Source organism: Acinetobacter sp. ANC 4805, from assembly GCF_022549495.1.
Lineage (GTDB): Bacteria > Pseudomonadota > Gammaproteobacteria > Pseudomonadales > Moraxellaceae > Acinetobacter.
The window spans coordinates 1-21800 of record NZ_JAKZGD010000010.1; the positions used below are offsets into that span (position 1 = coordinate 1).

The window sequence follows — 21800 nt, forward strand, 5'->3', positions numbered from 1 at the left end:
TTCGTCATCATCAAGCTAGGTCGGCTATGTTACTCTAATCTATACTAAAGTCAACAGGTAATTTCGATATTTTTAAAACCTATCAATCATTCCAAGAATCTAACCTTTCTAGCCAAATCCTTGTTTCTCAACAAGTTTTTATCTGCATCACCGCCGATGGATGTGCATTCTACAGGATTTCAGATCCAACGCAACACCTTTTAAAAATTTAATGAGTCGGTTGTTTTATTTTTAAACCACAACCAACTCAAATTACTGATTTATATCGTTTAAATTTATTTAATTATCTTGATAGACAACTTTAATAACATAAGTGCCTGTAATTTAATGACTTAATATAAATTCTGTTTTAATTATCGGCAAAAAAGCAGCTTTATTTTTATATTTAGCCATTATTTTGAGCAAACCTTCCAACCAGAAAATCTTTCTAATATTTTATTCATGCCTAAACTTCAACCACCACAAATAAAAACAACGGTTTTGACTGACTCAAAACCGTTGTTTTTATGATTACAGTGAGAATCTTCCGTTAAGAAGTCGTGCCTCTCACAATATTCAGGAAGTAAAGATGACGTTCATATTGGTCAATAATGTCTTGGATTAAATCTTCTTGCGTCCAGTCCATCACATCATAGTTTTGACCGCCCTCTCGTAAAAACACTTCTGCTTGAAAGTAATTGGCTTCATCTTCATCTGATCGTCCCAACATAAAGCTTGGCGGAACGGTGGCATGCGAAATCACTTTATAGGTAAAGTTAATTTCATGGTGATGATCAACATGCAGTTGTAAGCCATGTTCAATCTCTCGGATTTCCACTTCTAAGTGACGGCGTTTAAATTCACGTTGAATACTTTCAAAAGCCTTACGAACTTGCGTGTCGATATATTGCTGAACTTCCGCTTCAGTATGCGGATAATGCATGATCAAACCTAAACGCTGTTGCCAACTCCGTGGCGTATTGATGGCACGTGGTGTGATACGGGCTTCTTGAATGGCTTGCATTTTGATGACATCCAGTTTTAAGGCTTTGAGCAAACCCCAACTCATGAATAACATGACCAGTGTAAATGGCAAGGCACTCATAATAATTGAAGCTTGTAAGGCAGATAATCCTCCGACTAGAAGCAAAATAATTGCCAATACTGCCATCAACACAGTCCAGAATAATCGTTGCCATGTGGGTGAGTTTTCAGTTTTAGCAGTCAGATAATCTGTGACTAATGCACCTGAATCGGCTGAGGTCACAAAGAAAAGCATCACCAGTACCGTAGCAAGTAAACTCATCACACCTGAAAATGGTAAATGATTCAAAAATTCAAACAAAGCCACTGATGAATCGTTTTGTACTGCTTGAATTAAGGCAACATTATGTTCTTGCATAATGCTAAACAGTGCTGCATTCCCTAAAAACCCCATCCAGATAATGGTGAAACCTGTTGGAATGAGTAACACACCCACAATAAACTCACGGATGGTTCGACCTCGTGACACGCGCGCAATAAACATACCTACAAACGGCGACCATGAAATCCACCATGCCCAATAAAGAATCGTCCAACCGCCAATCCAGCCATTGGGTTGATAGGCATATAGGTTGAAAGTCATGCTAAATAAATTCGAAATATACGATCCTGTATTTTGAATCGTCGTTTGCAGCAAGTAGATACTTGGGCCCGCAATAAATACAAAGGCGAGCAATACTAAAGCCAAAATTAAATTCAGTTCTGAGAGGCGTTTTACACCTTTATCAAGCCCTAAAAAAACAGATAAAGATGCTAAAGCACTCACAAAAATAATCAGGATGACTTGAACATGATTACTTTGCTCAATGCCAAACAGATAATGTAGACCTGAGTTAATTTGAGTCACACCAAAACCTAAAGACGTGGCAACACCAAATACCGTCCCAATGGTTGCGAAAGTATCAATACTGTCGCCCCAAGGACCATAAATTTTCTTGCCAATAATAGGATATAAAGCGGAACGGGTTTTTAGAGGAAGATTATGTCGGTAAGCAAAATAGGCTAAGGCTAATCCGACAATGGCGTAAATCGCCCATGCATGTAATCCCCAATGGAAAAAAGTAATGCGTAATGCTTGTTGAGCCGCTGCAACACTTTCAGGATCACCACTTGGTGGACTGATATAGTGCATCACAGGTTCAGCAACACCAAAGAACATTAGACCAATTCCCATTCCTGCCGTAAATAACATGGCAAACCATGAACCATTACTGTAATCAGGTTGGCTATGATCGGGTCCTAACTTAATTTTCCCACTGGCAGAACAGGCAATATAAATCAGTAGAATCAGAAAAACAGCAACAGATAAAACATAAAACCAGCTAAACGAATCTGTAATCCATTGCTTTAACTGTTGGGTGAGAAGTTCAAATGAACTCGGTACTATAATGACAATTGCGAGAAAAATTGCAATCACAATCACTGTGCTTAAGAACACGTTTGGATTCACATTCGCAAACTGCGAAGATGGCTTGGAAGGCATAATTCCCCCATGTTTTTTTAATGATAACGACAGACCCTAGGGATCAAAGAAGACATTCACATTGTGAATTAAAGGCAAGTTCAGAAAATACAGAACTCAAAATATCATATAAAAACATGAAAAGTACCGCAGTTGTAATGCTGTAACAGCATTGTTGATGCTGAATAATTACTTAGAGAAATATGGGGCAACCCAAAGATAATTCAATGAAAATTAAATATTTATATGCAATAACAATCAGCCAAAGGTATTTTAATATGTGCTTACTTTTTTTTAAAGATATGTGATCACAAGTATTTTTTCATGGCATCAAGCGGTATCCAAAAAAGAAAGAATCATTTTTGAAAGCTCTTGTTGTAGCCGCTGTTCTTCAATCAAAAAGGTATTTTTACTGGCATAGCGCATCATGGTAAATAAGGTACTATTAATAATCACAAAAGATTTATGTTTTAAGGTTTCAAAGTCCCAATGCGGATAATAGCGCCCGAATAAGTACATACCGACTTCTAAAAAATGGCTTTCTAATACTTGGGCTGCTTCGGAGTCACTATAAGCATGCCAGTTTTTTAAAATTTCGATAAAAAAACCTTGATCAGATTTTAGTGATTCAAAGCCAAAAGCAATGCTTAATGTGATGATGTCTTGAATAGAAGTTTGTTGTTGCAACATCACTAACTGTTTTAAAGCTTGCCCTAAGTTCTCACTTTTACGTAGCAACAGCTCTGCCACAATCTGTTCTTTATTCTCGAAATACTGATAAATCGATCCAACGCTTACCCCTGATTTTTCAGAAATTTTAGGTGTCGTTACCTGTAAAACGCCATACTCTGAAATACATTTCTGCGCCCCTTCCAAAATACTTTCAACAATCATTTTTGCGCGTTGCTGCTGTGGTCGTTTTCTCATACTTAGCCTCAATTTAAATGCGAATTGAATGCGAATATTTATTCATATTATGCTGTAATTAAATAACAAACACAGGCTTTATGCAATGCAAAGCATCACTAAACCAAAACGCTTGGCTGCGTTTGAAGACATGAGTCAAGCCAATATTAAAACCAAAATTTTAAGTTATATGACCCATCAGCAGGTACAGCCGAATTATCAAGAATATCTCGCACTGAATACCGCATTACAAAGTGGTGATGCACCGATGGATCAACTGCTACTTTGGATACTACAAAATCCCAAACAGCATCGAAAATATTTTGAAACGGCGCTGTATGAAGGTTTAGACAAGCTGCCGCTTGAAATTCCTGAACTCAACTGCTTCTTTCAATTGGTTGAGCAAAAACCTAATTGGTACGATCAAAACAAAGTCGATGAGGCACTCAAGTTTACCTATCGCTTAGGGGCTAATAATGGCTTTATCCTCAGAGATCTATCCTTAATGACAGGCTATATGTATCCAGGCTTTAATCAGCCATTGGTTCTCACAGGCGCATTAAAGAAACAAGCAGGTACTCGTTTAGCCGAAACAACTAAATGGTGGGTTGATATCACCGAACAAGATGGATTTGAACGTTTTAGCAAAGGCTTTACCTCCACGATCTTTGTGCGTTTTATCCACTCACTGGTACGCCATCAATTACAGAAATCTGAAAAATGGGATACCGAAACGTGGGGGCTACCCATCAATCAATATGATCAGGCGATGACCAATATTGCTTTTAGTGGCGTGGTACTGATTGGTATACGGGCTTTGGGAATTTTCCCAAACGCGCAGGAAATCGACAGCTTTTTACATTTTTGGAAATATGCAGGTTGGTTAATGGGCGTTGAAGAAAAATGGTTAGTGGATAATGAAGCTGACGGCTGGAAACTAATGTACTGGATGCAATTTGCACATCCTCAATCTGATGAGAGCAGTGTTTCTCTTGGCGCTAGCCTTTCCAAAGAACCCTTTGAACGTAAATATCGTTACCTACGCTCTTTTCAGCAAAAACTAGCCTATAAACAACACCTCGAAATTACCCAATTCTTTATTGGCCGTAAGAAAATGCTGAAATTGGGTTTAGCACCTCAGTCAGCCTCATGGTTTGCTTATTATTTAATTGGTCGAAATCTAGCACTTTATACAGGTGCGAAACATATTCCAAAATTAAATCAGCTGCTTGAAGAAAAAGGGCGGCATTTGCAACGAATCGGTTTATCACTCTATCGTAATCAAGCGCAACAACTCGCCAGCATGCATCAATAATACAAAAAGCCCTCAAAGTTGAGGGCTTTAATTTTAGGATTCGATCTACTTAGTGATCAGATGCACCAGAGATACCAATACCTGTTTGTGAACGAACAAACTGAGCATCGAACGCTTTACGCTCTTTCTCTGCACGTGCACTTTTATCTGTTACTGAGAAGAACCAGCAGCAAAGGAAAGATAATGGCATCGCAAAAATTGCAGGCCCATTAAATGGATTCACTGGAGTATCTGAAAGTTTCAAGGTATCAACCCAAACCGCTTTAGACAGAATGATTAGAGTCACAGCAGTCACTAGACCAACAACACCACCGATCACCGCACCGCGTGTCGTTAAACCTTTCCAGAACATAGACAATACAAGTACTGGGAAGTTTGCACAACATGCAACAGAGAATGCTAAACCAACCATGAACGCAACGTTTTGTTTTTCAAACAAGATACCAAGAATCATGGCAAAGATTGCTAAACCTAAAGTCGCAATTTTTGACATACGTAATTCAGATTGAGGCGTTGTTTGACCTTTTTTGAATACGTTTGCATATAAGTCATGTGAAATCGCAGATGCACCTGAAAGTGTTAAGCCCGCAACTACAGCGAGAATCGTTGCGAATGCAACCGCTGAGATGAAGCCCATGAACAAGTCACCACCAACTGCATCACTAAGGTGAACCGCAGCCATGTTGTTACCACCAACCAACTCTAATTTACCTGTTACCGCTGCTTTCGCAACATCAAGGAATTGAGGGTTGTTTGAAACGTATAGGATCGCACCGAAACCAATGATGAAGGTTAATAGATAGAAGTAACCAATAAAGCCTGTTGCAACAACAACTGATTTACGTGCTTCTTTTGCATCTTTAACCGTAAAGAAGCGCATTAAGATATGTGGTAAGCCCGCAGTACCAAACATCAATGCTAAACCAAGTGACAATGCATCAATTGGGTTTGCAGCCAATTTACCAGGCCCCATGATTTTTGCAGCTTCATCCCAGCTAATGCTGTGAGATTGGCTATACATACCAATTGCTTGATTAAACATATTGGTGAAGCTAAAACCAACCTCTTTCATCACCATAAATGCCATGAAAGTTGCGCCACTGAGCAACATCACCGCTTTAATGATTTGCACCCATGTTGTTGCCAACATACCACCAAAAATTACGTATGCCATCATCAATAAACCGACGATTACAACTGCAATATTATAGTTCAGACCAAAAAGTAATTTGATTAACTGACCTGCACCCACCATCTGAGCAATGAGATAGAACGCAACAACAACCAAAGAACTTAATGCAGCTAGGGTACGAACTGGCTTTTCTTCCAAACGGAATGAAACTACATCCGAAAGATTGTATTTACCCAAGTTACGTAAACGCTCAGCAACAAGGAAAAGTACGATTGGCCAACCAACCATAAACCCAAGTGAATAGAGCAAACCATCAAAGCCTGAACTAAACACAAGTGCGGAAATACCTAAGAACGATGCGGCTGACATATAGTCACCTGCAATCGCTAAACCATTTTGGAAACCACTAATACCACCACCTGCGGTATAGAAATCTGCAGTGCTTGTGGTTTGTTTTGCTGCCCACTTGGTAATAAACAAAGTGAAACCAACAAAAATGGTAAACATGATGATTGCATGCCAGTTGGTTGCTTGTTGCTCTGCTGCACCTAAATCAGGGCCTGCAAACGCAGCATGAGAACAACACAGACTTGCAAATGCGAACAGCTTCGCCTTGAATGATGTCCCTTTCATCTCAGTGCATCCCTTTTTCATGTGTGATTGCCTCAACTTCCTTGAGCGCTTCTTCATTGAGCTGATCAAGTGTATTATTGGCAATATATGAATACACGCCACATAATAAAAATGACAACACGATAATGCCTAAACCAAGGGGCATGCCCCATGTGGTTACACCACCACTAAACGAACTTGCTAGGAACTCTTTGTTATAGCCAACTAAAAGCATAAATCCGACATAGATAAACAACATGATTGCTGTTAATGTCCAACTTAATGTACGTTTTTTGCTGACCATTTCTTGAAACTTTGGATTGTGTAGAATGCGATCTACCTGTGAGTCATCCATCATTAACTCCTTATTTTTGTGTCCAACCGTGGACCCCTTTTGTACTAGGGATTTTTCATTATTTAAATTAACAAGATTATGCTTGACTCGTAACTTAGACTTTGGTCTCTAAATACAAATCTCTGCTCATTGCCCTTCTTATGCTTCGGGTATGATAGAAAATGGAGTTTGATCACGTGAGCAATATGAACAATTGGCTTATTATTGGGGTACTTGCCCTGTATATCGTGCTGTTATTCGGTTGTGCTTTTTTTGGAGAAAAACACGCCAGCCGCTTAAGCACACGTGGTCGTATGTTAATGTTCAGCCTAACTTTAGGCGTATATTGCTCATCTTGGACATTTTATGGCGCAACGGGTGCAGCCGTCCGTGAAGGGATTATTTTCCTCCCGATCTATCTAGGTCCGTTGCTGTTTATCTGGTTTGGTTACGATATTTGGAAACGTTTGGGTCGGATTCGACAGCACCATGCGATTTCGTCAATTGCCGATTTTGTTGCTGCTCGCTATGGCAAAAGTGGCAGTTTAGCTGCACTAGTCACCATTCTTGCCGTGATTGCAATTGTGCCCTATCTCGCGCTGCAATTACGTGCGATCGCACTCAGTGCTTCAGTCATTCTTGAACAAAATGCACACGTCCATACCACCACCAATAGCGTGTTGTTGCTCACGGCGGTACTGGCAATTTTAGCCATGATTTTTGGTACCCGGCATATTGCACATACCGAACAACATGGCGGTTTGATGCTAGCAGTCGCATTTGAATCTTTTGTCAAACTGTTTGCTTTACTCAGTGTCGCTGTTTTTTTCTTATTCCAGTCTCCTGAAAATATCAAACAGGTCAGTAATGATGTCACGCAACATTTTCATGACTTACAACAACTTGGTGTACCTGAAACCTTCTGGGTTCAAACACTTTTAGCTGCACTGGCAATGATCTGTTTACCTCGGCAATTCCATGTTGCTGTGGTCGAATTACGTGATGAAAAACATATTCGTGGCGCAAGACGCTGGTTTGCGGCGTATTTGATTTTGACCATTATGGCGATTATTCCAATTGCCAGTTGGGCATTACATTCCTTACCTGAATCACTAGGTACACCTGATATTGCTGTATTGGCCTTACCACTCAGCTATCAACAAGATTGGCTAGCATTACTGGCATTTTTAGGTGGCTTTTCTGCATCAACAGGCATGTTATTAGTCGCCTCTGTCGCACTCTCGATCATGCTCAGTAATGACTTAATTATGCCCGCTCTGTGGCACTTTAAGATTATCTCTCGACACGATCAGCAATTACCAAAAGTACTCAAACTCACTCGTCGGATCAGCATTGTCAGTGTGATGTTACTTGGTTTTCTATTTTTTCATTTTTTTAACGATATTAACCAGCTTTCAGTGTTTGGCTTATTGGCTTTTAGCGCCGTTGCCCAATTTTCACCTGCACTGATCGGCGGTTTATATTGGCGTGGTGCAAGCCGTCAGGGTGTCTATGCAGGTCTAATTATTGGTTTCGTGATGTGGAGTTATACACTGCTCTTTCCAACCATGTTACGTAGCCTGCCTGAGCAATATCAAACCTTTGCACAACATTTATTGTTATTCGGGCCATTTGATATCAATAGCTTGCGCCCTGAAGCTTTACTCGGTTTTGAGTCCTTTGCTCCATTGACGCATGGGGTGATGTGGTCTTTAGGACTCAATATTATTTGCTATATTTGGGGCTCTCGTCTTTATCGCCCGAGTGTTGCGGAACAAATTCAAGCCGAAAGCTTTTTTTATTATGAAAGCAAACCATTACCCTCTACACAAACCACCATTGATCTCACTGATTTACCGCAAAATGCAGCACGCCTCAAAGTTGGGGATTTATTGGCTTTGGCTAAACGCATTACTGGTGATCGACCAACGACTCAAGCATTCCAACAATTTTGTGAACAAAATCATGTGATGCTAAACGAAAATCATGTTGCAAATGGCATGTGGTGGCGCTTCACTGAACAATACTTGGCAGGCATCATTGGTGCTGCCTCAGCGCGTACCCTACTTACCACTGCCATGATTAATAATGGTTTAGCGCTTGGGCAGGTTGCTAACATTCTCGATCAAGCTTCACAATGGCAACGCTTTAACCAAAATCTCCTGATGACCATGATCGACCACATGACACAAGGCGTTAGTGTCGTTGATAAAAATATGTGTTTGGTCGCATGGAATAATCAATATCTCAAACTATTTGATTATCCAAAAGATCTTGTTTATGTCGGTTGCCCAATTGCAGATTTGATTCGATATAACGCAGAACGTGGTGAATGTGGACCAGGCTCTGTTGAAGAACATGTCCGTAAACGAATCCATTGGATGAAAGTCGGTAGCGCCCATGAGTTTGAACGTATTCGTAAAGATGGACTCGTCATCCAAATGCGCGGTAATCCAATCGAAGGTGGTGGCTTTGTCACGACCTTTGCAGATATTACGGCGTTCCGTGAAAATGAAGCCATTCTTGAAGAAAGAGTCAGTGATCGAACGCAACAGCTCGCAAATGCGCTGACTGAACAACAGCTTGCACGTGAACAAGCAGACAAAGCCAATCAATCTAAAAGTCGCTTTTTGGCAGCAGCCAGTCACGATTTACTCCAACCTATGCACGCTGCTCGTTTATTTAGTACTGCATTAGAACAAAGCGTACATTCCAATGAAGACCAGCAAACGTTACAGCAACTAGATCGCGCACTCTATGGTGCAGAAAGTATGCTCTCCGCGCTGTTGGATATTGCTCGTTTAGAAGGTGGAACGATCCAACCAAAACGCCAAGCCTATTCATTACATGACCTATTAAATGATCTTGAATTGCAATTTAAATCAATTGCTGCGCAACGTAATATTCAATTCACTGTACATGATACCCAATTTTGGATTGATACCGACCCACAATGGATGCGACGGATCATTCAAAACTTTGTGAGCAATGCATTACGTTATACCGCACAAGGTCGTGTGATCGTTGGTGTCTTACGTTCTGCACAACGCCCCAAACATATTCGGATTGGTGTCTGGGATACAGGACCTGGCATTCATGAACAACAACGGGTCAAATTATTCCAAGAATTTGAGCGTTGTGGGCATACATCTCCTTGGGGTGAACAAGGTCTTGGGCTTGGTCTCGCAATTGTGCAACGTATGACGAGCCTGCTCGATTTCCCTGTGCATGTGTATTCAGAGTTAGGTAAAGGTTCTTGTTTTATGATTGAAGTGCCTTTGGTTGATGCACCCAAAGTTCAAACATCTCTGCCGCAAATTACAGCACTTCAGCATACTGCCTATAAAGTGCTGTGTTTAGACAATGATGAAACCATTCTCGAAGGCATGCGAACCTTACTCAGTAAATGGGGCTATCAGATTTTCACAGCAACCGAACCAGCAGAAGCGCTTAAATTGATTGAACAAGAAGATATTCAAGTTTGGTTGATTGATCAGCATTTAAATCATGATCAACGCGGCTTGGATTTTATTGAACAATATCGACCAGCACATACTCCAGTTGCGCTGATTACAGCCGATTCTGATCCTGAATTACCTCAATACTTGAAACAACAAAATATTGTGCTGCTAAAAAAACCACTCAAACCTGCGGGTTTACGTGCATGGCTTTCTGGTTTAAAAATTATGCCGATGTCTTAACATTGAGCTGAGCTAAACAATCTAGAACTTAGGATATTTATGCAATTACAACCTATCGAGCAAGATTGCCTATTTGCCCTAATAAGTGCATATACAACTGAGAATTTTGGAGCAGATCAGATCAATGAATTATTTGAAAATTATCTAAAACCAATTTTTGGTTATGAAAGCTTGATTGCAGGCGTAGGAGAAATCGAATTTACCCGAATCAAAATTGGAAAAATAATATCAACCAACTATCCCGAGGCATTTCTAAAACAAATCGAAACAGTAACTTCTGTAGAAAAGCGTTCACTTCTAGCTTACTGGTTAGAGCATCAACAACCTCTATTTATTCATCAAAATAATTTTGATCATATTTTATCAGATAACGAAAAATTCGAAATTCAACACTTTGATTTATGTCCCATGTTAATACATGGGCAACGGGATTTATCTGGGAAATTTTCAAGTTATTTTAGTTTCAGGCAATGCCGCATTGACGAAGAAAAAGCAAATTTTTTACTGAAAATATATATGCCTTATTTACACCTTATTTTAGCCAAAGGGCTGAAATGGCAATATCACTCAACATATAACAGCATCCAAAAACTAACACCTAGAGAATGGCAATTGGTTGATTTTATTAAACAAGGAAAATCCAATAAAGAAATCGCACAATTACTACAAAAGAGTCCATCCACGATTAAGCATCAGACCGTACAGCTTTTCAGAAAACTCAATGTAGCCACAAGATCAGAGGTTTTAGCAAAAATAGAATCGTATTCCAGTGTACAAATAAATGATTAGTATTGTGAGGAAATAGCCCATTTGGTCTATTGTGTTATGCACTTATTCTGCTTTAAATGAAGTCATCTCCATAATCAAAAAATATTCAAATGTTGGTCACTATTTTTATCATTTTTATTTTCTGTTTTCTTATTGAACGTTTAAAAACTGGCTGGGTTTTACCTAAAGTTCGTACTTGGTGGGTCAGGGTTGTCTTGATTAATATCGCTCAACTTGGCGTTGTACTTCTTGCTGGGGTGACTTGGGAACATTGGTTCTCTGCATGGTCAATTTTCCAATTATCAGATTATGTTTCAAATACTCTGGGTGGATTTATTGCTTACTTTATCGCAACGTTTCTGTTCTATTGGTGGCATCGTTGGCGACATGAGAGTGATTTTCTTTGGCGAATGTTTCATCAAATTCACCACAGTCCACAGCGTTTAGAAGTGATTACTTCCTTTTATAAACACCCTCTCGAAATGATCGTCAACTCCATTATTGGTAGTTTATTAGTCTATACTTTTTTAGGTTTATCTTTAGAAGCAGGTGCAATTTATACTTTTCTGACGGCGATCGGTGAGTTTTTTTATCATACCAATATTAAAACACCACGTTGGGTTGGGTTCATTTTTCAGCGCCCAGAAATGCACCGCATCCATCATCAATATAATCGGCATAAAAATAACTATGGTGATATTACTTGGTGGGATATGTTATTTGGCACTTATGAAAATCCCAAAGAATGGACAAAAACATGTGGATTCACACCACAGAAAGAAGAGCAACTGATCGATATGTTAAAGTTTAAAGATATTCATAAGAAAAAATGATCAGCTGATTTTACTTGCTTTGAATATATCCGTGTAAAGATGATATTTTTTATAAATTTGCAAAATATTTTTAAGCATAGGCAAAAATCATCACAAAACTAGATGTTAATTAGAAATAAATTGACCAAAGTGCTCAAATATTTTTTTGACTATGGCAAAAACGTTCACTTACATTAGTGAACGTTCGTACACTTACTTACAATTAATTAAGGTATTGTTTTTATTGCTAAATTTCACCATGAAAATCACATCTACAACTTTAGTCGTATTCTACTTGTTTTCTGAATCACGCATAAATTGATTACATCAATAGAAACCTATTCATCTTCCTTTTTAGGTTTCTAACACTAAACCATATAAAAGGACATTGATCATGAATAGTAGCTCTCTTAGCTCTGATACTTCACAACAATTTTTCCGTCAATACAGCGCTAATGCTCTATTACCACAACTCAACTGGCAAAATATTTTTGTACAAAGCAACTTAGATGATACGCACCTAAATGCTTTAAATACCATTTATCAAGCTGCTGTTCCTTTGGCACTCAATGTTTTCCATGAGCTTAATTTTGATGTTTTCACACCAACAGCTTATCAACCACAAGGTTTAGGTTTATTTGAAAAATTAGCACAACAAGAACAAAAATTCTTAGATGTACTTGAAGCAGAATCGGCACATCTTGATCATGAGACACGTCATCATATGTGGAGCATGCTACTTCGTGGTGGTGCAGTATTGGTATTCAAAGCATGGCTCGGTCATGTGAAGGGTGGAGAAAGTCAACTGGATAAAACACAATTTGACGAACTTTCAGATTTACTCTTTATCAAAACACGCCCTGCTCAACTTGCCCAACGTTTAAGAGTCGATGTAAATGGAATGCTCGATCATATTTTCCTAATGCATGAAAACGATGTGTTCTTAGATCATTTTAATAGTCTGGAAACTGCGGCTTTGTTTGTCGATTTAGGCGTTTATGACGCTGCTTTTTTAAGTTTACGTGATGACCGTGTTGCTGAGTATCTCAAGTCAAAAGGCTATGTGACCCAAGAACAAATTGATGATTTGCAATGTGCGCTCAACCCTTTGTACTGCGATAGCTTAATGCCGAAACAAGACTGCTTGGCTTAATTTTATAAAAAACAAGGTGGAACTTACCACCTTGTTTTTATTGTCTACTAGAACTTCATGCTCATCCGCATCCAGTAATTACGCCCAATATTATTAAACTGCTCACTTGCGGCATAACCAAACATCGAAGCACCCGCTTTATTTAAATGTTCGGTATAGGCTTTATTCAGAACATTATCGACACCAACCGACACATCAACGGCGTCTGTCAACTTATAAGTTCCATTCACAGCTAACGTATTGAATGCTTTACTTTCATTCATGTCATAGCCGACCACATTACCTTCATTCAAACTAATACGATTTTGTTTTGCAACTGCGCGCCACAATAATCCTAGGCTATATTTTTCATCGACATAACGTAGATTAAGTCGTCCTTCCAAAGGTGCAATTTGTGGTAAAGCTCGACCATCAGAGGTATTTTTTCCCCATGCATACATTGCTGAAATATCCGTTTGGAAATGATCAGTCAATTGATAACCTAAACCAGCTTCAGCACCTACAATCGTTGCATCAACATTACGTGCTAATGGCCGTCTCTTGGTTGGCGTATTATATTCCAACAAAATAAAATCTTTGATTAAGCCCGCATAAGCAGAAGCCCATCCATTCCAAGCACCATGTTCAGCTTGGAAACCGAAATCGAATTGTGCCGTACGTTCATTTTTGAGGTTGTTTAAATTATCAACCATACGATAGGTTGTCATTCCCATCATATCCATTGTACCCACACCACGATCTGTCGACGTGCTATACAACTCCCAGAAATCAGGAGTTCTTTCTACATAACCTACGCCTGCATAAGTTTTTAAACCATGTTCAGGTAAAGTCTTCTCGATACGGATAAAACCACTTGGTACTGTCTCTTTACGATTGCTTCCATCTTCAAGATTATCAATCTTCACTTGATCAACACGCGCACCTGCAACTAATTTCTGATCTGGACTAAATGCATAAGTCCACTCACTAAATGCGCCATAAGACCGGAACTTCAAATCCTCAGCATAAGGTGAACTCATTGATGGCATGGCATACATGACCATATCACCGCCATGTTTATTTTGTTGCGTATCAACACCTGAAATGACGCTAAACTTATCCCAATCTGTCGTTACCGCTAAACGTGTGTTTAAGGTACGGCGATCAACACGCATCGACATTTTGTCAGGCACAGTCATGTCCATGCCGTGCATTTTCATCGTCGTCATTGGTGGTGTACGTAAACTAAAATTATCCATCACATGATCGTTATAGCTGTAGTCCACTTGGGCTTCAACTTTTTGGATCACCTCTGTAATATTTTTCTGTTCAGCATGTAGAGCAAGGCTTTCACGTTTAAATTGCGAACCATCCATGGTACGTCCAGCGTAGGCAGCTTCACCATCACCTTTACCTGCACGCAATTCTAACCAAGAATCATCTGTTGGCTTCCAACCTAGAGCGAGATCAGCATTCCAACGCTCCCAATTCGAGTGAATGGATTGTTCATTACCATCCTTATAATCATCAGCAATAGAACGATTTGCATTCAAACGTGCATATTTATGTTCATCGCCAATTGCTGCTTCAATATTATGATCCAAACGTCCATAAGACCCAACAACCACACTGGCTTGCCCACGATAAGGCTTTTCTTGAGAGAGTTTTTCAGGTTCACGTTCAAAAATGACCGTTGCTGCTGAGCCTGTATTGGCATATTGAACAGTTTGAGGCCCTTTAATCACCGTAATTTTGTCAAAGCTTTCAGGCTGAATATAAGATGTCGGTGCATCCATCCGTGCTGGACATGCACCTAGATTTTCTGTGCCATCGGTCAGAATTTTAATCCGCGAACCAAACATGCCGCGAAATGTGACATCGCCATTGGTTCCCCCATTTTTAATCGCATTAAATCCCATAATGCTTTGTAAATAGTCCGCGCCATCTGTTGCAGGAACAGGCTGAATCGGTTGTTTAGGATCACTATGTACAATCAAACCATTTGCATCATTTGGTTGTTGCGCCGTAACAACAATTGGTGCTAGCACAACAGGTGTGTGTTGTTCCGACTGAATGTTCGTATTTGCCCACAAGAGTGTGGTATTTGAAGCAGCAAGAATCGCAACCGTGAGGGGTTGTAATAAAAATTTAGGTTGAGCCATGATTGGTCTCTCTTAAAACATAAGTAAAACTAGGCTAGAGTTTTGAAAACCCTAATGAAATTGACGTTTTAATTTATACAAAGAGTGGCGGGGCTCGCCCTTGAGGCAATAAAAACAGCCGTTGCAGTGCAAAATAAACATGCTTAAATGCCTGTTGATAAGCAACTAAACGGACTTGTATACGAACCAAGACTTCGTTCACACCCAATTCAGGCGGTAAAACCAAGTTGGCATAAACCGTACAATACTGACATTGGTGATTTGGATCATGGTGATCATGTTGCGGCATCGAGACTTGAGCTTGCTCAAGCTGATGGGCATGATGATGCATGTGATGCTGTGCATGAACTTGCACGGCTTTTAATTTCGGTAACAATAAGGCTTGCGTAATGGTTTCACAGACGGGTGAAATTTGATATTGCTTTGGTAGCAACGGCTGCAAGAACACCGCAATCTGTAAACAGACTGCGATGAATGCAAGCATTAAACCACCACGAAACAATAAAGGCATTTAAACAGACCTAATATAATTTCTTAACGTTTGACCGCAACTTTTTCTTTGTCACGTTGACGCACAACTTTCTCAACTTTCTCACGCGCACGCTGACGTTTTAATGGCGATAAATAGTCCACAAACAGCTTTCCATTTAAGTGATCCATTTCATGTTGGATACAAACTGCGAGAAGTTCGTCAGCTTCTAATTCAAATGCTTGACCTTCAAGGTTAATTGCCTCGATTTTTACACGTGACGGACGCGCAACTTTATCGTATATTTGAGGCACAGAGAGACAGCCTTCTTCATATGGCTGTGTCTCTACGGTCAGTGGAGTGACTTTGGGGTTAATGAACACCATCGGTTGGTTTTTCTCTTCAGAGATGTCCATAACAATAAGCTGAATATGATGATCAACCTGAGTTGCCGCTAAACCTATACCCGGTGCCTCGTACATGGTTTCAAACATATCTGCTGCAAGCTGACGAATATCATCAGTGACTTCTTCGACTGGCTTAGCAATGGTACGAAGACGGGGATCAGGAAAACTTAAAATAGGTAATAAGGCCATACCGTTCCTCATTTATGCCATTGATCAGAAAACCAACTGAAGGGAATGCTTGATCAAAAAATTGTGTGTAAAGTCGTTATTATAACGCAACTACACACATAATTTTTAGGAATTATGATAATGAAAAAGGTTTTAAACGGCATACCATCATTTCATGCCTTGGGGTTAAAAAAACAACTGATTGCTGCTGCAATTTGTGCAGGATTAGGCATGAGCATAAACCTTACTCATGCGGCAAGCCCTAATGCAACGCCACCATCTGTAAAAACAGGTGCGCCACATGTCTATGTGGTGAAAAAAGGCGATACGCTTTGGGATATTTCAGGCAAATTTTTAAGCAAGCCTTGGCGCTGGCCTGAAATCTGGGCAAGCAATAAACATGTGAAAAATCCACATTGGATTTATCCAGGTGATCGCTTGCTACTTTGTAGTTTGAACGGTAAACCACTCGTTGGTAAAGATGAAGGCGATGGTTGTGACGGTATCATTCGCCGTTACTCTGGCAGTGGATCTACTTTACGTCCAAAAGTTCGTATTGAGGCGCTCAATAATAGTGTTCCTGTAATTCCACTGGCACATATTCAACAATGGTTAGAACGTACCTCTGTTCTTCCAGCGAATGCGATTGCAAATACCCCATATGTATTGGGTACAGCAGATAATCGTGTGTTGGCTGGTAAAGGTCAGAACATTTATGTTCGTGGTCAAGGTATTGAGAATGGTCAACGTTACGGTGTATTCCGTGAAGGCGAACCATATATCGCGCTAGATGAAAAAGGTAAAAAACAAACTCTTGGTATTGAACTGACTCAAGTTGCTGCTGGTGTCGCAATTACCAATGAAAATGATATTACCACCTTTGAGTTAACTGATAGCTATACGGGTGAAGTGCGTCGTGGCGACCGTGTTATGCTTGAACAAGACGCGATGTTACCTACTTTATTCTACCCAACTGAACCAAATCAGGTGAAAGATGGTGGTAAAATCATCCGTGCGATGGGATCTTTAGGTACAGCAGCAAAAAATGGTGTTGTCACCATTGATCGTGGTACAACGGATGGGATTGAAATCGGACAAGTCTTTAGTGCTTACCAAGATGGCGAAACCGTACGTGATCCAAAAACCAAAGAAAATGTGAAATTACCAGGGCAATATGTTGGTAGCATCATGATCTTCAAGAGTTTTGACCGTATCAGCTACGCTTATGTGTTAGAGAGCGAGTTACCAATTAAACTTGGTTCGAATATCAAGCCACCTCGTCTTGATAACTAAGCTCTAATTAGAAATGTTGAATCAGCTATCGCGCCATCATTATCATACTGTGTTGGTGTGGTACTTGGTTCAACACTCATTTTCTAGTTTTCAAAAAATTCAACAACACTTTGGCAGCTGCGAACAAGCAACCCAAAAGCATCATTTGGCAGAATGGTCACAGCTTGGCTTACATGCCAATCATTTAAAACGTTTACAAGAATTTCAAACCGCTCAAGGACAACAAAAATTTGAACAACTGATTCACTTGATTTGTCAGCATAGCGATTTTATTTTAACGCCCGAAGATATCGGCTACCCTACTCAGCTCTTACCCTATCCAGATCACCCTCCAATTTTATTTGGGCAAGGTCAGGCTCAAGCATTATTACAACCTCAAATTGCCATGGTTGGCAGTCGTAAACCGAGTCCTCACGGGAGACAGGTTGCCTATGATTTTGCTTATTATTTAAGTGAAAAAGGATTTTACATCAGCAGTGGTTTAGCGCATGGAATTGATGAAGCAGCCCATCGTGGCGGCTTAGCCCATCATCGAACAATCGCTGTGACAGGAACAGGTTTAGATACAGTTTATCCTTCGCAGAACATCAAACTTGCACAACAGATTACTCAATCAGGTGCTATTGTCACCGAGTTTCTCCCGACGACAATGCCTTTGCAACAGCATTTTCCACGTCGTAATCGTATTGTCAGTGGTTTAAGCCTTGGCGTTGTGGTTGTAGAAGCGGCATTAAAGAGTGGCTCACTCATAACCGCAAATGAGGCAGCAAATCAAGGAAAAATGGTATTTGCTATTCCAGGGCACATTTATAGTGAGCATCATCAAGGCTGTCACCAGTTAATTCGTGAAGGTGCAACCTTGGTCGATCATCCTGAACAAGTCATTGAAGACTTGGCTTTACCTACACAGTGGCAAGCACAAAAACAACCTGAAGAGGCGTTGGCTGTCCCTGCCTGTATTCCAACGCATTTAATTGCGTTATATCAACTGTTAGATTGGGTCGGTCAAGACTTAGATCAGCTCGCCCAACGTTATCAGACTTCCATTTCCGAACTCACAGCACAGTTAATGGAGCTTGAATTACTCGGTCTTTGCATGCAACAAGCAGGATGCTATTTACGTTGTCGCCCAATGCTTTAAACTAGTCACATCTCCCTTCTCATTTGCTCTATGCCTCATGATTACGTCCTCTATTGCTGAAGCAGCTCAACTTTTAAAACAAGGGCAGGTTCTTGCTTATCCGACAGAAGCTGTTTGGGGCTTAGGTTGTGACCCCTTGAATCAGCATGCTTTTCAAGAGATTCTTGAGCTTAAACAGCGCCCAATTGAAAAAGGCGTCATTTTATTAGCTGGACAGTTAGAACACGTTGAACATTTGCTACAGACACTAACGCCAGAAATACGCAAGCAAGTGATTGCAAGTTGGTCAGATCGTGAACCAACTGAACGTGCAACGACATGGTTACTTCCCGCAGATCAACACATCCCAACATGGATTAAAGGTCAGCATCCTTTAGTTGCTGTACGCGTTACCACACATCCTTTATGTGTTGATCTATGCGATGCTTTTGGTGGCTTTATTGTTTCAACCAGTGCCAATCCTGCGGGTTTAAACCCAGCGCACAACCTACAAGCGGCTCAAAGCTACTTCGGTTCATCATTACATTATTTAGAAGGCGATTTAGGGCTTAGTCAGGAACCAAGTCGAATTCTAAATGCATTAACGGGTGAAATCATTCGCGCCTAATTAGGTGAATAGCGGACAAAAAAAAGCTCAGTTATATAGGGATAACTGAGCATAAAAAGGATGTGTATAATCACATCCAGAGGGTTCGTGAATTTGGTAAGCAATACATCGACTTGCTATGAAAGCTATTATGTATCAATCATTTGATTTATACAAATATATTATTTCTCTAACAAAAAATGTGAAAAGCGTACCATTTTTGTCAGTTTTAAAATTTCAATAAAATTATATTTATATTTTTATTCAGCTTTTTTTTATCATTAATATCCAAAATACAGAGAATATATTTTCAAATCATATAGAAGGAATAAACATTAAATAAATATTTTGATATATTTGTCGCTATTTCACGCAAAGCCACATCATCATTTCATATTTATGAAGAGGTTTCAATCAGCTCCACAGCCGTTTTCGTCGTTTTCTTTTGTGCCAGAATAATACCGACCAAAATCGTCACCCCACCTATCGTATGATAGATTGTCCAATGTTCAGATAACCAAAAAGTTGCAATAATCGCAGTAAATACCGGCATCAAGTTCATAAAAATACTGGTGCGGTTTGGACCAATTGCCTGTACGGCAATCATCCATAATAAAGGTGCGATCAATGATGGAAAAATACCAGCATACAATACACTTGCCACGTTTTCAGAATTGATCGAATCTAAACCTAACCAAAGAAGGAATGGCAAGTGATATAACAACGCAAAGACGATTTGTATATATAAACTTGTCATAAGTGGCAGTTGTAATTGCCATTTTTTGAGAAATACACCATAAAAAGTATAGAATCCAACCGCAATCACCATCACCATATCTCCCCAATGCCCACCCTGCTCAAATAGGCTTGAGAAATGTCCTTGGCTCATCACATAAAGTAAGCCCACGAATGACAAGAGGCTACCAAAGATTGCAAATCGATTCGGCGTATCTTTTAAAATCAGGTAAGAAATAAAGATAGTGAAAATAGGCACAAAGGCATTGACGAGTCCCATATTCGTCGCAGTTGTATAATGCGCTGCGGTATAAGATAGCCCCTGATACAACACCATCCCAAAAGCACTCAATACCGCCAATTTACCGATTAAGGGGCGAATTAAATCACGTTGCTTCCAAACTTTTGGCAACATAAAAGGCGTCAAAAGTATAAATGCAACAAACCAGCGATAAAAACTAATACTGACTGGAGAAATATAATCTGCAACATAACGAGTGACCGCAATATTCAGCGACCAGATTAATACCGCAATCAGAGGCAATACAAATGCCCATTTTTGATACTTGCTTAACTGACCCATTATCTTTCTCACAATATCTCAGCAATGCGTGTATTGTGGAAGATGTCTAAAATAATTGAAATACTGTATTTCAGACATTTATACCGCTATGTCGACATCAAATCTAAAAGCAGATCCAAATTTACAACTTGAGACTTATACGCTTGATCATTTCAATAAAAATATCTTAATTTATGCTGTAATCAGCTTTATTACCTTCGTCTGTATCCATCTTTTCACTTTAGTAAAAGGCTTGAATACTCCTCAAATCAGTTTTGAAAACTCAATGAGATCCCTAAATGAAACTTGATGATATTGAGCAATTCCCTCTTTTAAATGGCATAGAAGTACATGAGTTTCTCTACCAAAAAGATGATATTGTCAGCCCTCATTCTTCACTTTGGGGGGATTTTAACTTCAGTCTCAATGGCACTTTAGAATTTGATATTGAAGGAAAATATTATCTATCACCACCCAGTTATGGACTTTGGTTACCTCCACGGACTGAACACCAATCGCTCCCAGTCGCACATGAAATTCATTATATTTGTATTCGCTTACATCCTCGATACGGAGACTTCTTAGGGGATACATGCCGCTGCTTCAATATTGAGCCATTTTTTCGTGCTTTGGTCGTTCAAATCTTAGCGCAACAAAAACAGAATGCTTCACCTGAATATCTTGAACATTTACGACAAGTTCTATTTGATCAACTCAAACAAGCGCCTGCTTATTCACATTATTTACCACAAAGTACCCACTCAATTTTAGCGCCGATCTTAGCGCAACTTGCTGATCCAAAACTCTTTAATCTTAGCTTACAACAGATCTTGCACAACGTTAGCATAAGCGAGCGTCATCTACTTCGGCTCAGCCAACAAGAACTCCAACTTTCTTTATCAGAATGGCGGAATCGCGCCAAAATCATTTTTGCGATCAATCAAATTCGTCAAGGGATGACCATTAAACAACTGGCGTACGTTTTAGGTTATCACCATAGCTCTAGCTTTATTGAATTCTTCAAACGCTATACAGGGCAGACACCGATCCAACTCAAAAATGCCTCGATATAAATGTAAT

Annotated in this window: 17 protein-coding genes; 9 read left to right on the forward strand and 8 right to left on the reverse strand. The window is 39.8% G+C overall.

What is annotated here, in order from left to right; genetic code table 11:
• Positions 1 to 529: 529 nt before the first annotated feature.
• Positions 530 to 2506, reverse strand: a complete 1977-nt coding sequence (gene betT, locus MMP60_RS13120; protein ID WP_241336791.1) for a choline BCCT transporter BetT — start codon at positions 2504 to 2506, stop codon at positions 530 to 532.
• 309 nt (positions 2507 to 2815) lie between these two features.
• On the reverse strand, positions 2816 to 3412 hold the full coding sequence (locus MMP60_RS13125) for a TetR/AcrR family transcriptional regulator (RefSeq protein WP_241336792.1): 597 nt from the start codon (positions 3410 to 3412) through the stop codon (positions 2816 to 2818).
• Positions 3413 to 3497: 85 nt separating this feature from the next.
• Between MMP60_RS13125 and MMP60_RS13130 the strand changes: the two genes are divergently transcribed.
• Complete coding sequence (locus tag MMP60_RS13130; protein WP_241336794.1) at positions 3498 to 4706, forward strand: oxygenase MpaB family protein; 1209 nt, start codon at positions 3498 to 3500, stop codon at positions 4704 to 4706.
• A 49-nt stretch (positions 4707 to 4755) separates the two neighbouring features.
• Here the strand turns inward: MMP60_RS13130 and MMP60_RS13135 are convergent, their stop codons facing one another.
• Both MMP60_RS13135 and MMP60_RS13140 read right to left on the reverse strand, forming a co-directional pair.
• A complete protein-coding gene (locus tag MMP60_RS13135) occupies positions 4756 to 6471 on the reverse strand; it encodes a cation acetate symporter (RefSeq protein ID WP_241336939.1) in 1716 nt (571 codons plus the stop codon).
• A gap of 1 nt (position 6472) precedes the next feature.
• Positions 6473 to 6805, reverse strand: coding sequence for a DUF485 domain-containing protein (locus MMP60_RS13140; RefSeq protein WP_241336796.1), 333 nt, complete (start codon positions 6803 to 6805; stop codon positions 6473 to 6475).
• Between the two features lie 185 nt (positions 6806 to 6990).
• On the opposite strand from MMP60_RS13140, the gene MMP60_RS13145 reads away from it, so the two are divergent.
• The 4 genes from MMP60_RS13145 to MMP60_RS13160 all read left to right on the forward strand — a co-directional run bounded on the left by MMP60_RS13145 (position 6991) and on the right by MMP60_RS13160 (position 13218).
• Positions 6991 to 10485, forward strand: coding sequence for a PAS domain-containing hybrid sensor histidine kinase/response regulator (locus MMP60_RS13145; protein ID WP_241336940.1), 3495 nt, complete (start codon positions 6991 to 6993; stop codon positions 10483 to 10485).
• A gap of 39 nt (positions 10486 to 10524) precedes the next feature.
• Positions 10525 to 11274, forward strand: coding sequence for a LuxR C-terminal-related transcriptional regulator (locus MMP60_RS13150; RefSeq protein WP_241336798.1), 750 nt, complete (start codon positions 10525 to 10527; stop codon positions 11272 to 11274).
• 89 nt (positions 11275 to 11363) lie between these two features.
• Positions 11364 to 12086, forward strand: coding sequence for a sterol desaturase family protein (locus MMP60_RS13155; protein ID WP_241336799.1), 723 nt, complete (start codon positions 11364 to 11366; stop codon positions 12084 to 12086).
• 373 nt (positions 12087 to 12459) lie between these two features.
• Positions 12460 to 13218 carry a hypothetical protein gene (locus MMP60_RS13160; RefSeq protein WP_241336800.1) on the forward strand — a complete coding sequence of 253 codons (759 nt, stop codon included), beginning with the start codon at positions 12460 to 12462 and terminating at the stop codon, positions 13216 to 13218.
• A 47-nt stretch (positions 13219 to 13265) separates the two neighbouring features.
• Here the strand turns inward: MMP60_RS13160 and MMP60_RS13165 are convergent, their stop codons facing one another.
• The 3 genes from MMP60_RS13165 to def form a co-directional block, all read right to left on the reverse strand.
• A complete protein-coding gene (locus MMP60_RS13165) occupies positions 13266 to 15359 on the reverse strand; it encodes a TonB-dependent copper receptor (protein WP_241336801.1) in 2094 nt (697 codons plus the stop codon).
• A gap of 73 nt (positions 15360 to 15432) precedes the next feature.
• The gene (locus MMP60_RS13170; protein ID WP_241336803.1) at positions 15433 to 15870 is read right to left on the reverse strand and encodes a DUF2946 family protein; all 438 of its coding nucleotides are present in this window, start codon (positions 15868 to 15870) and stop codon (positions 15433 to 15435) included.
• Between the two features lie 23 nt (positions 15871 to 15893).
• Positions 15894 to 16424 (reverse strand): peptide deformylase, encoded by a 531-nt coding sequence (def, locus tag MMP60_RS13175; protein ID WP_018678441.1) that lies wholly within the window; start codon positions 16422 to 16424, stop codon positions 15894 to 15896.
• 120 nt (positions 16425 to 16544) lie between these two features.
• Here def and MMP60_RS13180 point away from each other — a divergent pair, with 120 nt between their 5' ends.
• From MMP60_RS13180 to MMP60_RS13190, 3 genes are read left to right on the forward strand one after another with little or no spacing between them, the layout of a single operon-like run.
• On the forward strand, positions 16545 to 17696 hold the full coding sequence (locus MMP60_RS13180; RefSeq protein ID WP_241336805.1) for a LysM peptidoglycan-binding domain-containing protein: 1152 nt from the start codon (positions 16545 to 16547) through the stop codon (positions 17694 to 17696).
• 13 nt (positions 17697 to 17709) lie between these two features.
• The gene (dprA, locus tag MMP60_RS13185) at positions 17710 to 18837 is read left to right on the forward strand and encodes a DNA-processing protein DprA (RefSeq protein WP_241336806.1); all 1128 of its coding nucleotides are present in this window, start codon (positions 17710 to 17712) and stop codon (positions 18835 to 18837) included.
• 37 nt (positions 18838 to 18874) lie between these two features.
• Entirely contained in the window at positions 18875 to 19444 is a 570-nt protein-coding gene (locus MMP60_RS13190; RefSeq protein ID WP_241336808.1) for a Sua5/YciO/YrdC/YwlC family protein, read from the forward strand.
• Between the two features lie 376 nt (positions 19445 to 19820).
• On the opposite strand, the gene MMP60_RS13195 is transcribed toward MMP60_RS13190, so the two are convergent.
• Positions 19821 to 20741 (reverse strand): DMT family transporter, encoded by a 921-nt coding sequence (locus MMP60_RS13195; protein WP_241336810.1) that lies wholly within the window; start codon positions 20739 to 20741, stop codon positions 19821 to 19823.
• A 278-nt stretch (positions 20742 to 21019) separates the two neighbouring features.
• Here MMP60_RS13195 and MMP60_RS13200 point away from each other — a divergent pair, with 278 nt between their 5' ends.
• Positions 21020 to 21793: an AraC family transcriptional regulator gene (locus MMP60_RS13200; protein WP_241336812.1), complete on the forward strand. Its 774-nt coding sequence runs from the start codon at positions 21020 to 21022 to the stop codon at positions 21791 to 21793.
• Positions 21794 to 21800: the final 7 nt, after the last annotated feature.

Bases quoted from the DNA above. Each gene is read 5' to 3' on its own strand.
- betT (WP_241336791.1), bottom strand. From the start codon at position 2,506: ATGCCTTCCAAGCCATCTTCGCAGTTTGCGAATGTGAATCCAAACGTG.
- MMP60_RS13125 (WP_241336792.1), bottom strand. From the start codon at position 3,412: ATGAGAAAACGACCACAGCAGCAACGCGCAAAAATGATTGTTGAAAGT.
- MMP60_RS13130 (WP_241336794.1), top strand. From the start codon at position 3,498: ATGCAAAGCATCACTAAACCAAAACGCTTGGCTGCGTTTGAAGACATG.
- MMP60_RS13135 (WP_241336939.1), bottom strand. From the start codon at position 6,471: ATGAAAGGGACATCATTCAAGGCGAAGCTGTTCGCATTTGCAAGTCTG.
- MMP60_RS13140 (WP_241336796.1), bottom strand. From the start codon at position 6,805: ATGGATGACTCACAGGTAGATCGCATTCTACACAATCCAAAGTTTCAA.
- MMP60_RS13145 (WP_241336940.1), top strand. From the start codon at position 6,991: ATGAACAATTGGCTTATTATTGGGGTACTTGCCCTGTATATCGTGCTG.
- MMP60_RS13150 (WP_241336798.1), top strand. From the start codon at position 10,525: ATGCAATTACAACCTATCGAGCAAGATTGCCTATTTGCCCTAATAAGT.
- MMP60_RS13155 (WP_241336799.1), top strand. From the start codon at position 11,364: ATGTTGGTCACTATTTTTATCATTTTTATTTTCTGTTTTCTTATTGAA.
- MMP60_RS13160 (WP_241336800.1), top strand. From the start codon at position 12,460: ATGAATAGTAGCTCTCTTAGCTCTGATACTTCACAACAATTTTTCCGT.
- MMP60_RS13165 (WP_241336801.1), bottom strand. From the start codon at position 15,359: ATGGCTCAACCTAAATTTTTATTACAACCCCTCACGGTTGCGATTCTT.
- MMP60_RS13170 (WP_241336803.1), bottom strand. From the start codon at position 15,870: ATGCCTTTATTGTTTCGTGGTGGTTTAATGCTTGCATTCATCGCAGTC.
- def (WP_018678441.1), bottom strand. From the start codon at position 16,424: ATGGCCTTATTACCTATTTTAAGTTTTCCTGATCCCCGTCTTCGTACC.
- MMP60_RS13180 (WP_241336805.1), top strand. From the start codon at position 16,545: ATGAAAAAGGTTTTAAACGGCATACCATCATTTCATGCCTTGGGGTTA.
- dprA (WP_241336806.1), top strand. From the start codon at position 17,710: ATGTTGAATCAGCTATCGCGCCATCATTATCATACTGTGTTGGTGTGG.
- MMP60_RS13190 (WP_241336808.1), top strand. From the start codon at position 18,875: ATGATTACGTCCTCTATTGCTGAAGCAGCTCAACTTTTAAAACAAGGG.
- MMP60_RS13195 (WP_241336810.1), bottom strand. From the start codon at position 20,741: ATGGGTCAGTTAAGCAAGTATCAAAAATGGGCATTTGTATTGCCTCTG.
- MMP60_RS13200 (WP_241336812.1), top strand. From the start codon at position 21,020: ATGAAACTTGATGATATTGAGCAATTCCCTCTTTTAAATGGCATAGAA.